This window comes from Microcoleus sp. A003_D6 (assembly GCF_036702825.1).
GTDB lineage: Bacteria > Cyanobacteriota > Cyanobacteriia > Cyanobacteriales > Microcoleaceae > Microcoleus.
In genome coordinates, this window is record NZ_JAUBWA010000043.1 from 1 (window position 1) to 17,406 (window position 17,406).

Below are 17,406 nucleotides of genomic sequence, written 5' to 3' on the forward strand. Positions count from 1 at the left end.
AAATTAGACTAAAAAAGTTGGATGGCTGGAATTTCTCAAAAATACCAGTAAGATGAATCACATCTGCGGAATGTGGGCTAGAAGTGTTTGCATCTCCTCATATCTGGCATACAAGTTTCGCTCGACCTCAGCACTAGGAATATTCTCATTGTGAGTCACTTTCACAATCCATAGATCGCCACGTTTCTCAATCCCGCGCAGTTCCAGGCCTATTCCTTCATCTTCTAGCTGGAGTTTTTGTAAGGTAAAGGCAAATGCTCGCCAGTTCACTCCTTCCTTGAAGACTAATTCCACAATGTTGCCAACTTCCTGATAGAGGGATTCAAACTCTCTAGGGTTAAAATTGCGCTCGCTGGGGTGGCGATCGCTCCCCTTTCCTTTATTATCCAGTTTTCGATAAATGTAGTCACACTTAACATTGGTAAAACAGGTTTGACTGTTGATATTCCAGTTTTCAATACAGATTCCGGTCAATTCAGCTTCCGTAAAATCTACGCCAGTTACATCAGTTTGCACAAAAACACTATCTCTTAAATCAGCTCCGCTTACATCAGATCCACTTAAGTTAGCACTTGTAAAATCATACTCACGCATGATAGCTGCTTGTAGATATGCCCCTTGCAAATTAAGGCCTCTAAAATCATTTTCTTCACAAGATCCATAAGTGAGGAGCCTTTGAACTTTTGGCTCATCTAAGTCTAGATAACGATTATCGACTCTTGCTCGTTCCAAACCTTCTACATTTTTGAAGCGTGTTCGGTAAAGTTTTATTGCTCTTAAATCAGTGTTGGCAAGCTTAGCACCTGTAAAATCAATACCGCTGAGATCCAAGTCATAAAAAGAGGTACTTCTTAAGGTACTGAAGGCGATCGCCCAATTTCTTAAAAATTCAAAATTTTTCTTAGGTTTTCCATTAATATCACTAACGTAAAAACTTAGTTGCACAGTCAAGACTCCGAACGCAAAACCGGCTAACAGCTTGATTTCTGCAAAATATTGAGATGCAATTGCAGAATGGACAGGAGGCTGGCTACCAACCACATAGGAAATAAGCGTTGAGCAAAGAAGTATTAAAATTTTGTGTAAAGTCTTGACATTTTTGTGGAAGCTGTGCTTTAGTAAAACCAGGAAAAGCCACAGGGAAAAACTACTTGCTATAAAAACTAAGCAATAGCATCCGAGAAAAGCTGATGTAGCTAAAAGAGTCACCCAAAAAGAATCAGGGTTTTGCAGTATTACCATTGCTGCAATAGAGGTGACAACTACTGTTAAACCAGCTTTCCACAAACCGCTAGCTATGCTAGATTGCTTTGTCTCGATCGACCATACGCAAATAACCAAGACAACACTCGCTGTCAGCCAAGCTCCTTCTACCGTCTGAGGTAAGTAGAACAGGGTTTTGCTGAGATAACCGCCCAGTAGTCCGGCAAAGCTACCAGCAAAAAGCGTAAGACTAAAGGTGCAGAGCAATGTGAGGAATCTGAAAAAACGAGGCTGTCCACCAGTAATTTCTCGCAAATCAAAATTTAGTGATGCTTGCGAGAATTTTTGACCATTCACTTGTCGGTTGTATCTATTCATGAGGTTAGGAATGAGAATTAAATAACTTACACAAGGAAAGTGGGGTGTCGGGCCCGCCCTTTTTGGACGGGCGGGACGCCCATCCCACAATAACAATTAAAATTGTAAGTTATTTAATTCCCGATCCTTAAATATCGAATTGTTAACTCAACACTTCGGACAGTTGTTGATTGCCAAACATAGAATAAGAGTTTCAGGGCGATGGCGCCATCGAGGTGCAAACGAAAAATCAAGGGTTTCACACTAGAATCTAAAAACTGTCCGGACTATTGTAAAACTGTCCGAAGTATTGTTAACTAGATATTATAGGAGATTTTGACAATGAGCTTTTATAGTTTACAAACAGCGATAATAGATAGCCAGGGTGTCAGACGGTTGGTATGTGCGATTGGTCCAAACAGTATGTGTGAATGGGTAACCGATAATATTCCTGATGCGACTGAGGTTAGAGACTTTTTAGAACAAACGCCAATTGATTTGGCCGATATTATTAATGCACGCTTAGACAAATTAGAGAAAGCTCGCGAATCTACTTCTATATTTTTTAGCGAACCAGATTATCTGCCATCTGCTTTTTTAGAACGTGGCTTAAGATGCAGTGCGGCTGTGTGTTTACTTAAACGAGGTTTTGGGATAGAATATCTGATCGATCTAATCAAAGACCGTGCGGTCAAAGATATAACTGCGATTCTCTGGTCCTTGTCTGAAACAATCGAGCTTTTTGTAGATAAGCGTCCTGGTGAAAGTCGGGATGTTTGGAAAAACTATAAACTAGTATCTGATGCACTAGAAGATAATAGAATTAAAGAACTTTTAGGTCAATTTAGGGAAAAATTGCAAAGGCTTTCTGATGAAGAGAAACAGCGTCAAGGTACTGTTTTTATACCATTTGCGACAGGTTTTTTAGTTGGTAAAAAATACTTATTAACTAATCATCATGTATTCAATGAAAAGGATAAAGACAATATTAAAAAGTTTGTTGCTGAATTCAGATACGAGCAAAACGCTTTGGGGCAGAATAGTAAACCTGTTCAATATCAGCTAGATCCAGAAAGTTTTTGCGTAAGTGATGAGCAACTTGACTATACCCTTATTCGAGTCAAAGCACTGGAGGATTACACAAAGGAGGGGCTAGAATTTCCTGAAGCTGGTGAAAATTTTGGTTGGTTGCCAATGTTAATGGATTCAACGCTGATTGCCCCACCGGTTACTCGCGAGCAGGTCAAAAATATTCAAGAAATTGATAGCGAAAGGATACCTTATGCTGGTTTATCTGGCGAACCAGTTTTGATTATTCAGCATCCGCGAGGCGCACAAAGGAGGATTGTTCTTTTCAATAACCAAGTACAAAATATTTATCAAAACTTTCTGCAATACCAAGCTGATGCTGATTTTGGCTCATCGGGTAGCCCTATCCTCAACTCTAAATGGCAACTTGTGGGTTTACATCATGCTGCTTTAGTAAAATGGAATGAACAAAAATCGGATGAACACAAATTGGAAGTTCAAGGCAATCTAGGTACACGGATATGCAAGATTGTGAAAAATTTAGAAGAACGTAGAAGCGAACCTGGAGTTGCAGAGTTCTTAGATAATAAAAGGTATGTGGTTAAACAAACAGAACAACCACTGAAGGGAAGGATCTATATTTTAGTTGGTCATCTACGAGGAGATGATCCTAGTCCTGAACGTTCACATTCAGAGCAGGAAGTCACCATAGCTAAAACATTGTTGCAAGAGATTGTTTCATTCTCAAATCAAAGTTTTGAAGTCAAAGATGTTTTGCAAAAATGTGCTGATAAATATGAATCTGGGATTGACTATATCAATCAGCAAGATTATCAGAGCGGTGATGTTGCGATCGAAATTCGTATCCGTACAAAATTAGCTCCTGATGTCTTAGGCGTAGAAACTAAAGCAACTATTTATTATGCAGATAATAAATCTCACCATAAGGCTTACGCAGAGAAATTTTCTTACTCTTCCATTAGTGTGCTATCAGTTGACGAAACAGCGATAGATCTGCAATTTTGTCGAGGAGTTACTATGCCATCCTTAATCTTAACTTTAGATGTTTTAGGTGAGAATTACGATATGGTTGTGAATGAACTTAACCCTTCACCCCTGGAACAACGGCGTCGCCCTGCTGAAGTGATTTGGAATGACCTAAAAAGTTGGGTTAACGTCCTTAGTCCGATCGGCTTCTGGGCTGCTGGTTGACAAATAGGAATCTATACTATCAGTGTATGAGAACTGGTATTGAATGTTGGGGAATCCCTGCCATTTGAATAGCAACACAGCCAAGCTTGTAGGCAAATTCGATCGTTTTTCCAGTTTCCAGTGCATCATAAAAAGCAACTGCAAATTCGATCGCCGCTTTATTTCCGATCGCCTGCTGCATACCGATGACGTATGGAATGTAGTCAGCAATTGCTTTAGCCTGAACTGCCGAGTAGCAGGCGTTAAGCACCACACATTCGATATTAGGAAAAAGTTGAAATAGGTTGGCGATCGCTTCAGCACTGACAGGCTTGCTTCGTCCAGTATCATCTTCTAAAAACAATCCTTCCTCGCTACTACCCTGTCCGGCAAAGTGAACAATGTGAGGTTGATAGTCCAGTAAGGCTCTGTGCATATCTCTGTGTCGGACTGCCCAACATTGCTTGAGGACGAAGCGATCGCGATGCTGCGATCGCCGCAAACCTTCACTAATCTCCCGTGCTTCTTCCTCAAGGAATCGCGGCTGCATTCCTTGAGGGTTTGCTGCCAAAAACAAGATAGTCTTTACTGCATCCTCCGATGTTGGATTCGATTGCATCTGAGGTGCTTCATTGTAATAAATGTTGTCGCCAGCCAGATTATTGATTGTGCTATCTGAAATATTGAAAGTTTTAGATGTTGGCTCAGACATAAAATTAGATCGCAGACATTACTGACAGCTTTTTAGCATCATAGAGAATTAACTCTTTTTTTCAGCACCGGGATTTGGTATTCCTGAAAAATAGGAACATTAGCGTTCTTATTCCAGTCTACCGAACCCAGTTTTCGAGTAGTATTTGCATTGCGATCGCCCTCCAACTGGATGGCACGACATCCAGACTCAAATGCTATGTCAATTAATTGACCTTCTGCTAATCCCTTGTAAAAACCAACCGAAAAAGCGATCGCCAAATCATCCCGAATCTCTTCACGCATCCCAATCACATAGTTAATGTGCTGAACGATCGCATCCGCCTGCGCTTCAGTATAACACGCATTCAACAAGACACATTCTATTCGATCTGCAAACAGCTCGAATAGCTTTGACAGCGCTTCTGTACTGACTAACTTGGCCCGCCCTGTCTCATCTTCCAGCACCAATCCTACTTGTCCTTGCCCGTGTCCGCAAAAATGTACAATCTGCGGTTCTACATCCAGTAGCGATCGCTGTACATCTCGCGGACGGGAGGCCCATCGCTGTTCTATTTGAAACCGATCGCCAAGGTGCGATCGCCGCAACCCGTCTTCTATCTCCCGCACTTCCTTGTCTAAGCGTAAGTGTGAGGTTCCTTGAGGATTGGATGCTAAGATCAGAATTCTTTTGACTTCCAGTTCATTCATTTCTACTGTTCCTTCTGCACGATAAAAAGAGAGCTTTAATCATCAGATAACTGCTCCTACTGTGGGAAAATTTTGCACTGCTTCAATCTCGCGGTAAGTACAGCAAACTCATTGAATTGGCCAACCCAGATTTGACGATCTTTATACTGCCCAATAGCAGACGGAAGATAACCTTCGGAATGTTTTTCGGGTGGCTGGTTATTAAGATTTACATAAAGTGCCTCCAAGTCAAATTTACCTACATCAGCTTTGTGCCAGCCTACTGCAATACTAAAATTTTTCCGAACACCCGAATTATCAGGTTCTGTTTTTGTGGTTCCCCCTACACGCTGCCAAATTATCGATTGAGTCATAAATCCCCAACGGTTTTTACTAGCAACCGACCAAAGTTGGTTAATAGTTTTAAGGTCATTGCAAGGCAATTCTCTAATATCCTTGGGATCGAGCCAAGTTTGCTCTGAACTACGGGCTGGTCTCTTTTTATTAGCGATTTCTAACAGGCTACTCATTGTTTGACTATCGGCGCTCTTCCAATCCTTAGCGCTCAGAGATATTTGCAGCGATTGGTAATTAATTTCTGCATCAGATTCAAGAGGAATTTGTCGAAGCGGATTTGAATTTTCAACAGGAATTGGTCGAAGCGGATTTGGATTTGGATTAATTAATTCACTTGTAAGCTTAACAGCTATTCCAGTTATTCCCAGAAGGCACAACACACCAGCCAGCCATCCAATCCAAGAACCGTTTGGGAGCAAAAAAAATCCTTTAAATTTACTAGCGACCTCTTTTTTAGGAGAGGTTTCTCTTTGAAGCTGAATCTTGATATTGGAGTCAGCTTCTAGAGATTTGTCGATATCCAGTTGAATCTCGATTCGCTTTTCCTGGGAGAGTGTTTGATTAGGGCTGGTGTTACTAGCCCTTAAATTCGGCGTTAGCGTTGGCTTCTTTTTGAGAATCGGCTTTTGATGTTCTGGAATGGCTATTTTCGCAACTGCATCAGCCACCCCAAGCTTACGTTTTGTTTCAGACACCGCCGATCGCACTACGGAACTCCCGGAAATTTCTAACTGAATTGCATTACAGCCAAACTCATAGGACTGCTCGATCGAACAGGCATATCCCAAGGCACGGTAGAATCCTTTAGAGAAGGCGATAGCCGCATCATCGCGAATTTCCTGATTCATGCCAATCACGTAGTTGATGTGATCGACGATAGCACCTGCTTGCTCTTCTGAGTAACAAGCATTCAGCAACACACATTCAATACTGTTGGAGAACAACCGGAATAGATTGGACAACGCATCGGTACTTACCAAATGCTCTCGTCCCATATCACTTTCAAACACCAAACCTTGCTCTCCACTTCCATGCCCACAGAAATGGACAATCTGTGGTTGATGCCTGAACAGCAGTTCTTGCAAATCTCCAACCCGTACTGCTAACTCATCAACCACCTCAAACTCTTCTCGATTGCGCGATTTCTCAATCACCCCTCTTAGGTCACGGATTTCGCGATCAAGGTTGAGGTCTTTTCGTGGATTGGAGGCCAAAATTAAGATTTTCATGAAGATGAATACATGAGTAGTAATTTAAATTACATGATTTCTTGTTTCACTAAAGCAAACAATGCCTGGCTTAAGTAATAGCGTGCTGACCCATTAGTAGTAATTCTCTCAATTTTTATGTCTCTCTACTTTTGATATAAAGGAATCCAGCAAGAATAATAAAATATCGGATTAGCCTATCATCCTTGCTGGAATAACTAACAAGATTGAGAACCCCTTTGATTATTTGATGACAGTCATGCTTATTTGCTTTGTTGTCCACTCACGGCTTGGAGATCGGGCAACAGACAACCTTCTAGTTGCTGGTTGCTCGTTATCGATCGCCACCAGCAGAGCTTCTAGAGGATTGCCCAATCGAGAGAATCCCTTAGATTGAATATCCTCGTCAAGAGATGGAAGCTCTAACCAGCGGAAATTGATGGGACCAACTGTAGCAAGGATTTTAACAACGTCTTCTCCTTCGGATGTTGCGCGTATCGCAATCGATTCCTTCTTACCCGCCTCAATAGTAATAAAATTTTCTCCTTTACCTGGGGAAATCTGTTCAATAGACCAGTCAGATGCCAGATCGAGAACAGCAACATTAAGAGCTTGGAAAGAGTCATTCTGAATAGAAAGAAATACGTAATCGCCGACTTTTACAGTTGGTTTTCTGGTATCCGCGAATGGTTTCAACTGCGATTTTGGTGGAGTTTTATCACCGGACTCATAGATATCTGATGTTCCAAGCCATTCAACGATGAATTTGCCTGCTAAAGGTGCATCTTTGTCCGTATTGTCTAGCTCTGCTGTGGCATGATATTTCGCAAGGTGTACAAGACGTTTCACCACTTTAGCAGCCGCATCAGGGTCACTTGCCTTTATGCGAGGAATTCCTGCAAATGGATGTCCTGTGCGATCGCATATCTCATACTCTTCCTTGTTATGGAGAACAACTTGATAGGCAACTCCCTCATCGTCATCAGCAGCTACGACCTCTTCTGCTAATTCCACCCAACCATTTCCAGGGAGAGCATTTTTGATAGCCTCTAAGCCTTTCTCCTGCTGTTTAAAAATTTCGGGTAAAAGCTTGTTAGGGGGTAATGAGGGCTTAGCTAAATCTTCTGCGGAAGCTGCCTCTTGAGCAATGAGATAAACTTTTCGCACCAGATTGACGGACGGAGATACCAACACAGCCCGATCTCCGTCTTCAACGTTTAATTTTTCTCCATAAATGGGTTCAAGCTTGCACAACGAGTCTGTTGCGCCTCGTTGAATAATTCTGGCGATCGCAACTCGATTCTCTTTTTTAGTCAAATCAGTTGTTGTACGAGGATAGATGGCAAACTCTGCTCCCTTACTCATACCATTTGCCTGCCCAACCCCTAATACAGCCTGCATTTCACCTGTTTCAGCGTTTTTTTCAACCTTTAAGACAGGTACTGCATACACTCGCTCAGCTAGCTCATTGCCAAAAATAATTCGGTTTTCCTCGCCCATCAAGATTGGATTTTGTTGCGGGAACTGGCTGTGAATTTTAGCATTGATGCGATCGAATAAATCCTTATAAGTTTGTCCGGGGTTTTGCTGTCTTAAAGTATCTAACAACCAATAGGTAAGTGCTCCATTTCGCTCCTTAGTTTCACGATTGAAGGCATACTCGTAAGCATACTCATTCAAACGACAGGCTGCTAGTAGCACATAATCTTTGGCGGCACGCAATCCAGAAGCTTTTAGGCCGCGAGTAGTTTGTTCAGTGAGCGATCGCCAAGTTGCTTCTAGAGTTTCTAGAGATGCCAACAGTTCTTGACCGGGTTGCAGAGGTTTTTCATCAATTTCTTCTCCCCCTCGAATTTCTACATCCCCTCGTGTAGCACCTCCAGAGTTACAACAATCCAACACCACCGTAACGGTTAGTTGTTTATCTACCAATTCCTTCAACAGTGTTGCTAGATCGAGATCGCGGAGATACTGTCCTTCTGAAGTGCCAATATCTGTAGGGACTAATCCCTCATCAATTTCATCCTCACCTTTAATAGATGGGAAAACTGTCTTGGCCCGTCCACCATGTCCAGAGTAATGAATATATACCTGCGCCTTTTCCGTAGCCATTTCCCCCAGTTTCCTAAAGGAATCGATCATATTCTGACGAGTTGGTAGTTTTTCCGCTGATTCTAGAGGCTTGGTGGGTTCATTTGGGTTAACCGAAGCTGTCAGTTTCAAAATTTGTGCCTTGGGAACTTTCCGCTCATCAACTAAGAAAGCTTCTACATGATTAACATCTCGTACACACCCTCCAAGATTTTTGTAACGACTACCATCAGGCAAGACATTCGGCATATAGCAGTCAATACCGATTAATAGTGCGTAAATATTTAGTGTTTGCTCGGGTTTGTCAGCCATTTTTAATTCATTGCTCCAGTGTCTTTGTCTAATTCAGAGAGTTGCAGAGCGGCAGAGTTCTAGAGCCGTTAGTTATAGCTCTTCAGAGAACTTTGCCAATTCAGCAACCTATTTTTCAGCTCAATATTTTGTTAACTAGCTCGCGAACACCTCAAGCCATTTGTTCGCGGGTTTTGACAGCGACAATTCCGTCTGGCTTCAAACCCTTCTGCTGCTGAAATTCCTTGACGGCTTTGTCTGTCCCCGGCCCAAATTCACCATCAGTCCCAACTACAATCCCAGCCTTTTTCAAGCCTTCCTGAAGCTTGAGTACATCCGAACCTTCCATTCGGGGCATCGCCAAGCGCAACGTTCTGGGTTTGTCATTCCACGGCGCTTTAGGAAACCCAGGAGCAGGAGATCGATTAAGGGCATTCTCGGTTTGAGGGCCAAAACCGCCATCTTCGCTAATCTTTTGATTCGGATAATTCAAATTCCAAAGTTGCTGAAATGCAAGTATTGATTGACTGCGAAGATCGATCGTGCCACCGCCTTGGTAGTCGAAGTGAGGTGGGTCGCCTGGTAATGGATTCCAGCCATACCGCATTAAATAAACTTCCCAGCCTGTTGCATCTTCAATGTCGATCGCTAACCCTGTTTGGTGGTTGCTGGCTCCCGGTGGAGCTACAGGATTAGAGTTGTTGGAGCGATCGTTATACAGCAACATTTGCTGAGCGATCGTGCGGTAGGCAGAGTTCACCTGCATAGTTTGACCTCGATCTAGAATCGCTCTCTGGAGTGCCTGTTTTGCTGGGGCTTGTACATAGGGAAAGGCTGCATCCAGCAAATCTACATTAAGGTCATCAAAACTGACAAAGGCATCGGGTACAATCAGTTGTAGTTGATAGATTAACTGCTGGGATAAGCCATTGACCACGGCAGTCGAAGACATAGGTGCATCTTGGAGCAATCCGGGAAAACTGCCTTTAATTCCCAACCGATCCCGTTCGACAAATTCTTCACAGGCTTCGACAATTACAGGTTGATTAAAGAGAAGATCGCTTGAGTCAGTCATGGTTTTCTCCAATCTGTTTGAATTTGGTTACACAATCGATGTTATAGTCCCAATTCTTTTCGCGTTTGGGCACCTACAACACCATCCGCCATTAGCCCTTTCTGCTGCTGAAACTGCCTCACTGCCTTGTCAGTATCATTGCCAAAGAATCCATCAGGTTCGATATTGATTCCTGCTGCTTTCAAAGCTTTTTGTACTCGACGAACATCCTCACCTTGCATCATGGGTTCGGTGACTTTCAATGTGCGAGGTACTTCTGAGATTGTTTCACCTGTTACTTCTTCGCCTGTTCCTTCATAGGTTAAGAATGACTGCCAGGGTTTTCCCAAAAACAGCGATCGTTCAGCCAATCGTCGGCGTGTCAGCCCTAGCCAAGGTTGACCATTTACCTTATTCCACACAGGAAACTGATTAGCTGCTCCTTGATAATTTCCCTGGTTCAAAAGCCTTAGAAGAGTTGAACTTCCAAAACCTCCTGGACCCACGTTGAAGCAGAAACAAACCAGTGCAGAAAACTGATTGTCATTGAGCTGAACTTCCACGGCATCCTCAACAAAGGATTCAAATTTTTCTAAATCTAGGCGCAGCAATTCTTCTGCTTGCGTTTGGCTAATCGTCAGTCCGGGAAAAACATCGTCGCCAGTGTGTCCGTAACCAATTGTCCAAACTCCACCGCCGTCATCATAAGCAGTCAGCTCGCATCCTTCAAACGTAGTGAGAAGCTTAAAGCCTTCTTCATTGATGTGCTTTGAACCTTTGCGTTCTGCCACATCAGGCGGTTGTTTTTCTGGAGGATTAATGTTGTATGTTTTAGCCACGCTGAACTTTAAAGCATCAATTAATGCTTTTACTTGTCCATTTGTCTCGGTGACTTTAACGGCTAGGTCGTCTTTTATTTCGTACACGCGACCATCGCCGAAGATTTCAAGTGATCTTGGCATTTTAGTTTTTCCTTTGGAAAAGGTAGATGAACTAGAAGGACGCATCCTGAAGATCCCGATCGCCAAACTTTTGCCTGCCTCTCACAACGTGTGAAAAGAGTTTATCAATTGATACTTGTTATCCAAAGTCTTTGTTTGACCAGTGATTTCACTGATTACGTCTGTCCCAAAGTAAATTCCGGAATTTTCTCGAACCTTTACAAAAGTTTAATTTTGCCGATCGAGAACGGTGTGCTGCTTGTTCTATTTAACGATCGCGATCGCCCAATCGCAACCACGATCAAATTACACTTATTAGTCCTGGACGTATCAACTAACCAACGAGCATAGTTGAAACCCACATTCAGCAGCCGCAACGAGCCGCGTACATTACCCCATGCGGATAGAAGTGACTCAGGAGAGACAATAGTTAGTAAAAATACTTAATAATTTGTATCAGTAAGCATAACCCTGTTGGGAATGGGGCCCGAAACACCTCTCGATTCCAGTCCGCCCCAACGGTTTTGGCCCAATGAGTTAGAAGAGTGGGTTTGCGACTGTGGGAGTGGGGGCGTCAGCTTACTCGTGACGATGTGACAAAGGCTTTAGTTTTGTGGAATTTAGCAGCAGGGCGGACAGTCACAGCCGCCGCCCCTGCGGAAACCCGGTTTTGGTTGATCAATTAATCTTAGCTTCAACGCTAGATTTTTCAGATGCCGCAGCTTCCTTTATCTCTGGAATCACCTTGCGGCTGAAGATTTGGAAATACAGAGAAACAAAAAATTCTTTAACTGGAAAAATGATAAAAGTCACAGGATTAATTGTGACGATGATATTGCGCGCATCGGCTTTAGCTTGTTTGACAATTTGCTGCGCTACCCAGTCTGGAGACATAATGCCGATCGGGTTTAGATTGCTTTTAAACGGCCCTAAAATCAGTTTACGCACGATACAGGGCGCATCCAGCCGTCGCAGGGTGACTAAATCTCCCAGAGCACGTTTGCTGAGTTCGTACAGGGGACTGACAGCGGGAATTACTTCTGCTTCGGAAGTGTTGATCCAGACTTCTTTGCAAGCGATGTTTTCGTTAGTGCGGACTGTTAAGAAAAAGAGTTCCATCAGCCGCCACGCGGAAAAAGTGTTAATTTCATAGGAGTTTGCGATCGCCTCTCCTGTTCTTTCTCCCTGTACGTTAATCCCGTGATTGATGACGAGAATATCGATTTTTTCTAACAATTGAGCTAAATCTGCCTCTTGGCCAGCTTGCCAAGTTACGGTTTTTACAGGCAAATTTTCGCCGTCTACATTCAAAGTAATTTCCTCATTTCCAGAGGAGAGGGCGATAACTTTTGCACCAGCTTTGTGCAGGTGTTTGAGTAGCAAACGCCCTAAAGTTCCCGATGCACCGGTGACGGCTACAGTTTTGCCTTTGAGAGAAAGTGCTGTACCCATAAGTTTATCTATTAAGGTGAAAGTACCGCAATAGTAAGCATTTTGATTGTCGAAGTGGTGCCGCCAGTGATAAGGTTTATTAACTAACCACTTGCCAGGGGGAGTCAGGAAGTCTCCCGGTTGGTGGGTGATGTCGGTTAATTCGTCTGCGCCTTTGATGCCGCACCCGCGGGCGATCGCGCTCAACAAAAAGCCTAAAGTATAAATACAACCCGCTGCTGCGCCCCAGTGATATTCCGGCAGCCCAAAATAAGCTACAACCCACAGCAACAAGCCCAAAACCATCATCGCCGCAGCTTCGGGCACGTCGTGACGCCAGTGTGCTTGCTTGTAAATTGTCTCGCTGACGGCGGTCAAATTCGGACGGAAAACGCGGTGATGCCAAGTGTGCAGCTTTTGCAGGGGTGTCCAATAATGGGACGCGACGTGATAAAAGTCTCGTATTATTTCTGCCCAGCAGACAGAAGCTATTGCCACAGCGCCGACTATCCAGTAATTTACCATGCTCGCACCAGTTTAAAATTTGAGATATTAGATATTGTCTGCTTTGAAAGATAGCTTAAAATGGCTTTTATTGCTAGTCTGGCAGTTGACTCAGCCGTTTTAAAATCTGCAAAACGCGGTACAATTCATTGCCGGGATTGCGGATTACGAATTCTGGAGATAAGGCATACTGTGCTATTTCGCCTCTGACTAACTTGACAAAACTAAAGTTAGCACCTGTGGAAATCATGCCAAAAGTAGGAGTTTCGGGATCGGGATCTGCGAGCATATATGTCAGGAGTTGGGCAAGTGCTTCGTCAGTTGAAAACGAAAGTTGTTTGGATTCAATTACTGTCACCCACAAGTTTGCTTTCATAATCAGGATATCTATCCTGCCTTCGATGATTCTGCCTTCGTCTTCTTCTTGAATCGCGATCGACTTTTCGGCTTTGACTTGAAAAGGAGACTCATACAGACCGGCAATAAACAAAATGGGGCTGATGATTGTTAGCTTGACTGCATTTTCCAATACAGGCGGGGTGTCTACCAAGTTGAAGTATATGTCTTGGACGCGATCGAGCAATTGTTTCTCGAAATCAGTTACTTCGGGCAAGTTTTCTTGCCATTCTGGGAAGAAATCAGCTTGACGAACTCGCTGCAATCCGAAGTTATCGATTAAATAGCGGAGGTTAATCTCTCTTGCTTGAAGTTTTTGCATTATAATTTGCACCACAATTTACTATTTTAAGCTAGTTGACTCAGGCGTTTAAATATCTGCAAAACACTGTACAATTCATTGCCTAGGTTGCGAGTTGTGAATTGATTTGATAACGCATAGTGCGGATCTTCCCCTCTGACCAACTTGACAAAGACAAAGTTACCGCCAGTAGTAATCATCCCAAAAGTCGGCTTTTCTGGATGAGGATCTGCCCACATATAAGCGAGGAGTTGTCCCAGTCCTTCCTCTATCGAAAAAGAAAGTTTTTTCGATTCGATTACCATTACCCAAAACTGGTCTTTTAAAAGTAATATATCAAGTCTACCTTCGATGATGACACCATCGTCTTCATCTTGAATTTGAATGGATTTTTCAGCTTTCACCTGAAAAGGAGACAGGTAAAAACCGGCAATAAACAACAGCGGCCCGACTACGGACAGTTTAACTACATTTTCCAGTAAGGGTGGATATGTAAGTAAATTGACAAATCCGGCTTTCAGCCGATCGAGCAATTGTTTTTCTAAGTCGGTAATTTCTGGCAAATCATCTTGCCATTCTCGGAAAAATTGCTCGTCTTCCGATAGCTGAAGATCGAAGTTGTCTATTAAGTAGCGGATGTCTATATCTTTGGCTGTGAGTGTTTGTGTCATTGTTTAATTTTGATATAACTATAGTCCTATTATAATGCAATCTTTCTGCATTTTGGTATTTGTACAGGTAATTTTTGACATTTCATAACTTGTATCCGCGCAATTTATTTAGGTTTCAGGTCAGAAGTTTGCTGTTTTTGGGCTGCTTGCATTTGCAGCAATTGCGGCACGGTTACAAAACGGTATCCCTGCTGTTTGAGTTTGGGAATAATTGCCGACACCGCCTCGACTGTTTGCTGGCGATTGCCGCCGCCGTCGTGCAACAATACGATCGCCCCTGATGTCGCTTGGGATAGCACGGTACGGGCGATCGCAGCGGCCGGAGGTTGCAGAAAGTCTTTAGGGTCGATCGACCACATCACCACTACATAATTTTTCTTTTTAGCGTAAGCTGCTAAACCGTTATTTAAGTGGCCGCCGGGAGGGCGAAACAAGAAACTTTTGGCCCCAGTCGATCGATAAATATGAACGCCTGTATTATCTATTTCATCCGATGCTGTTTTTTCGGTAACATTGTGAGAATAGTGGTGCCAAGTATGATTGCCGATCGCATTTCCCGCTTTTACTACTTGCTTCGCAATTTCAGGATACTCTCGCAAATTTGCACCCAAGCAGAAAAATGTAGCTACCGCCTGATGTTTGTGCAAAACTTCTAATATTTTCAAAGTTTCCGGCGACGGGCCATCGTCAAATGTCAGGGCGATAACTTTTGAGTTGTTAATACTGGCTTTATAAACAATTTGGCTGCGAAATTGCGCGGGCGGTGCGAAGACTAAAGGTTGTTCGGGAGGTTTCGGAGTCGGAGTTGTGGGGGGAGAAGGGGGTGTTTTTAGTTTTGGGGGTTTCAGGAGGTTTGGCGGCGTATCGTCAACGGGTGCGATCGGTATTAGCGGATTTGAATTAGCGGTTTTTCTGTTTTCCGACAACAGAGAAATTGTGATGCTCAATCCGATAAGTAGAACGGTTTTAATTACCCATCTTTTCTTAATTTTGGGACTCATCATCAGGTAGAGTATTTATTTTGAACAATCTCATTATGCCTGATTGTTCAGCTAGCTTGAAAGTTTGGTAATTTTTTTTGCAAAAGGTCGATCGCACTAAAGCAAGACTTAGGCAAAAACCGGGTTTTTTTAGGCAAATCAATCGTGTTTCGCCGCCGATTCCGATCGAACCCGGTTTATTGAGAAAAAATGTAGGCTTTAAGGCTCTTTCCGCGACCATAAAACAAGGTAATGATACCCTGTGCGTCCAGAAATTTATCTACAACCTGCAAGTTTGCCGTGCCCTTTCATCCTCCGGTTCTTGCCACCCAAAAGCAAAATGGCTCACCGCATTAATTTGCGGCGTCGCAGAGCGAATAGCAGCCATTTGAATCTCCAAAGACGGCCGATTTTTCAGAGGTTTTCCCCAATCTCCAGCAATGGCAGGAATAATTTTTGCTCCCGCAGGCGCTAAACTCAATGTCCGCTGCACCTGCGGCACAATGCAGCTTACATCCCCGCAATTTCCGTAAGACATGGCGTGGAATTCTACAGCAGCCGGAAAGCTGTCCCAAGGCTGCAATCTCGAATCATATCCCCCTTGATTTATGGGTTGATTTGCAGTAGGAAAAAACACGGCTCCTACAGGAATTCCCATCCTTTGAGCGGGTTGAATTGCTATCCCAAAAAAATCTAAAATCCCTTGGACTGCGTGAGCAACGCTCAGTTTCCACAGGTCTTTTTGCAGAATGCCGGTATCTGGAAGTGGCGGTGTCGGTTTTGGTTTTGGTGTTGGACGTGCAGCGTTTGGATTGTTAGTGGCGGGATTTGTTGAGGCCGATCTTGATGCGGCATTGTCCCTTCTAGAAGGTGGAGTTGCTACGGGTATCTGTCGCGGAATTCGCCCCTGCCAAAGAGGTTCTTGCTCATTTGGATACTGTTTGACTACTGCTTGAACGTCATTGGGATTGATAAATCCCTTAGTCAAATATCGCTGAATTAAATCTCGCCCTTGCTGATTGTTAGCCCGCTGCAAAAGAACTTGCTGCGATGCTGGGCCGTAAATCCACAAGTCTTGAACTTTGGTAGCAACTGAAGCGGGCCCGACACCCCGTAGATAGCGAATGTAGTCGAATAACATTCCTTGCGGCTTGCGCTTGACTATTTGATTAACTAACAAAGTATAGTCTTGCCGCGCTTGCGGGTTGTAGGGATCGATAAAGGCTTGATTGCCCGGAACTTCTCCGAAGTCCTCGTTAATTGCTGCGTCTTCACTTACTATTAAACTTGTCTGATTTTTACCGTTGAGAGCGAGGGTTTGCTGTCTGTCGGAACGCTGAGAATAGGTATAGCCAAAGTTCATGGTAAATAACCAGGCGTATACTTTTAAACCTCGCTGTTTGCCTTTGGCGATCGCCTTTTCTAACAAGTCGTATTTCTCGTACCCGCGATTTCTCACAACAGAAGGCCAAGCCGTAGGATTGTCTGCGACTGGTAGCAGCACTTGACCATCGTAAAACACTTCGACATAGACTTGGTTGTAGCCTTTATTCACAACTTTGTCTAATACTCGATCGAGTTCTCCGGGCCTGACATCGCAGGGATACAAACGCAGCCAAACTGCTTGGGTTTCGGGCCAAGTTTTTTGGCGGCATTCTGCTATTTCCCGCGCGTGTTTGCTCAAAACAGCAAAATATGCTTGCTGAGATTCCCGTTTTCCCGACAGGGCGGCGCGGCGCAAGTCTTCTTTTTGATTTACCTGTTCTTTGGATAATTGGCAATAGGCTGATGTTTCGGCAAAAGCTGGTTGATTTTCGATAAACGGCCAAACAAGCTGGCTGATGAAGCTACTGGTTAAAACAGCAGTTACCGCACTTAAAAAGCGTCGCTGGTGTTGAAAATTCGCGATGCGAGTTGGTGCAATTTTCATGGAAGAATTGAATGAGGTTTTCTGGTTTAAATTGGGTGGCGATCGCATTTTCGCGATCGCCCTCAACAAGCAGCTACAAATTTTCTACTTT

The 17,406-nt window shown here is 43.5% G+C and carries 13 protein-coding genes; 1 reads left to right on the forward strand and 12 read right to left on the reverse strand.

The window, feature by feature from the left end:
* Positions 1 to 57: 57 nt before the first annotated feature.
* Entirely contained in the window at positions 58 to 1,581 is a 1,524-nt protein-coding gene (locus QUB70_RS13845; RefSeq protein ID WP_332981099.1) for a pentapeptide repeat-containing protein, read from the reverse strand.
* A 321-nt stretch (positions 1,582 to 1,902) separates the two neighbouring features.
* On the opposite strand from QUB70_RS13845, the gene QUB70_RS13850 reads away from it, so the two are divergent.
* A complete protein-coding gene (locus QUB70_RS13850; RefSeq protein WP_332981100.1) occupies positions 1,903 to 3,801 on the forward strand; it encodes a trypsin-like serine peptidase in 1,899 nt (632 codons plus the stop codon).
* A 19-nt stretch (positions 3,802 to 3,820) separates the two neighbouring features.
* Here QUB70_RS13850 and QUB70_RS13855 read toward each other — a convergent pair whose 3' ends face one another.
* The 11 genes from QUB70_RS13855 to QUB70_RS13905 form a co-directional block, all read right to left on the reverse strand.
* Entirely contained in the window at positions 3,821 to 4,492 is a 672-nt protein-coding gene (locus QUB70_RS13855) for a CHAT domain-containing protein (RefSeq protein ID WP_332981102.1), read from the reverse strand.
* Positions 4,493 to 4,530: 38 nt separating this feature from the next.
* Positions 4,531 to 5,181 carry a CHAT domain-containing protein gene (locus QUB70_RS13860; RefSeq protein WP_332981103.1) on the reverse strand — a complete coding sequence of 217 codons (651 nt, stop codon included), beginning with the start codon at positions 5,179 to 5,181 and terminating at the stop codon, positions 4,531 to 4,533.
* Positions 5,182 to 5,237: 56 nt separating this feature from the next.
* Positions 5,238 to 6,746 (reverse strand): GUN4 domain-containing protein, encoded by a 1,509-nt coding sequence (locus QUB70_RS13865; RefSeq protein WP_332981106.1) that lies wholly within the window; start codon positions 6,744 to 6,746, stop codon positions 5,238 to 5,240.
* A 222-nt stretch (positions 6,747 to 6,968) separates the two neighbouring features.
* A complete protein-coding gene (locus QUB70_RS13870; RefSeq protein WP_332981107.1) occupies positions 6,969 to 9,128 on the reverse strand; it encodes a caspase family protein in 2,160 nt (719 codons plus the stop codon).
* 151 nt (positions 9,129 to 9,279) lie between these two features.
* The gene (locus QUB70_RS13875; protein ID WP_332981109.1) at positions 9,280 to 10,182 is read right to left on the reverse strand and encodes a peptidoglycan-binding protein; all 903 of its coding nucleotides are present in this window, start codon (positions 10,180 to 10,182) and stop codon (positions 9,280 to 9,282) included.
* 41 nt (positions 10,183 to 10,223) lie between these two features.
* Entirely contained in the window at positions 10,224 to 11,123 is a 900-nt protein-coding gene (locus QUB70_RS13880; protein ID WP_332981111.1) for a glycoside hydrolase family protein, read from the reverse strand.
* 657 nt (positions 11,124 to 11,780) lie between these two features.
* Positions 11,781 to 13,058, reverse strand: coding sequence for a bifunctional sterol desaturase/short chain dehydrogenase (locus QUB70_RS13885; protein ID WP_332981113.1), 1,278 nt, complete (start codon positions 13,056 to 13,058; stop codon positions 11,781 to 11,783).
* A 73-nt stretch (positions 13,059 to 13,131) separates the two neighbouring features.
* Positions 13,132 to 13,755 carry a restriction endonuclease subunit R gene (locus QUB70_RS13890; protein ID WP_332981115.1) on the reverse strand — a complete coding sequence of 208 codons (624 nt, stop codon included), beginning with the start codon at positions 13,753 to 13,755 and terminating at the stop codon, positions 13,132 to 13,134.
* Positions 13,756 to 13,781: 26 nt separating this feature from the next.
* Positions 13,782 to 14,405, reverse strand: a complete 624-nt coding sequence (locus tag QUB70_RS13895) for a restriction endonuclease subunit R (RefSeq protein ID WP_332981117.1) — start codon at positions 14,403 to 14,405, stop codon at positions 13,782 to 13,784.
* Between the two features lie 104 nt (positions 14,406 to 14,509).
* On the reverse strand, positions 14,510 to 15,409 hold the full coding sequence (locus QUB70_RS13900) for a polysaccharide deacetylase family protein (RefSeq protein WP_332981119.1): 900 nt from the start codon (positions 15,407 to 15,409) through the stop codon (positions 14,510 to 14,512).
* 256 nt (positions 15,410 to 15,665) lie between these two features.
* The gene (locus tag QUB70_RS13905) at positions 15,666 to 17,315 is read right to left on the reverse strand and encodes a family 10 glycosylhydrolase (RefSeq protein ID WP_332981121.1); all 1,650 of its coding nucleotides are present in this window, start codon (positions 17,313 to 17,315) and stop codon (positions 15,666 to 15,668) included.
* Positions 17,316 to 17,406 lie beyond the last annotated feature (91 nt).

What these genes read in the sequence shown, in the direction of transcription:
- QUB70_RS13845 (WP_332981099.1), bottom strand. Translation starts at nt 1,581, where the DNA reads ATGAATAGATACAACCGACAAGTGAATGGTCAAAAATTCTCGCAAGCA.
- QUB70_RS13850 (WP_332981100.1), top strand. Translation starts at nt 1,903, where the DNA reads ATGAGCTTTTATAGTTTACAAACAGCGATAATAGATAGCCAGGGTGTC.
- QUB70_RS13855 (WP_332981102.1), bottom strand. Translation starts at nt 4,492, where the DNA reads ATGTCTGAGCCAACATCTAAAACTTTCAATATTTCAGATAGCACAATC.
- QUB70_RS13860 (WP_332981103.1), bottom strand. Translation starts at nt 5,181, where the DNA reads ATGAATGAACTGGAAGTCAAAAGAATTCTGATCTTAGCATCCAATCCT.
- QUB70_RS13865 (WP_332981106.1), bottom strand. Translation starts at nt 6,746, where the DNA reads ATGAAAATCTTAATTTTGGCCTCCAATCCACGAAAAGACCTCAACCTT.
- QUB70_RS13870 (WP_332981107.1), bottom strand. Translation starts at nt 9,128, where the DNA reads ATGGCTGACAAACCCGAGCAAACACTAAATATTTACGCACTATTAATC.
- QUB70_RS13875 (WP_332981109.1), bottom strand. Translation starts at nt 10,182, where the DNA reads ATGACTGACTCAAGCGATCTTCTCTTTAATCAACCTGTAATTGTCGAA.
- QUB70_RS13880 (WP_332981111.1), bottom strand. Translation starts at nt 11,123, where the DNA reads ATGCCAAGATCACTTGAAATCTTCGGCGATGGTCGCGTGTACGAAATA.
- QUB70_RS13885 (WP_332981113.1), bottom strand. Translation starts at nt 13,058, where the DNA reads ATGGTAAATTACTGGATAGTCGGCGCTGTGGCAATAGCTTCTGTCTGC.
- QUB70_RS13890 (WP_332981115.1), bottom strand. Translation starts at nt 13,755, where the DNA reads ATGCAAAAACTTCAAGCAAGAGAGATTAACCTCCGCTATTTAATCGAT.
- QUB70_RS13895 (WP_332981117.1), bottom strand. Translation starts at nt 14,405, where the DNA reads ATGACACAAACACTCACAGCCAAAGATATAGACATCCGCTACTTAATA.
- QUB70_RS13900 (WP_332981119.1), bottom strand. Translation starts at nt 15,409, where the DNA reads ATGATGAGTCCCAAAATTAAGAAAAGATGGGTAATTAAAACCGTTCTA.
- QUB70_RS13905 (WP_332981121.1), bottom strand. Translation starts at nt 17,315, where the DNA reads ATGAAAATTGCACCAACTCGCATCGCGAATTTTCAACACCAGCGACGC.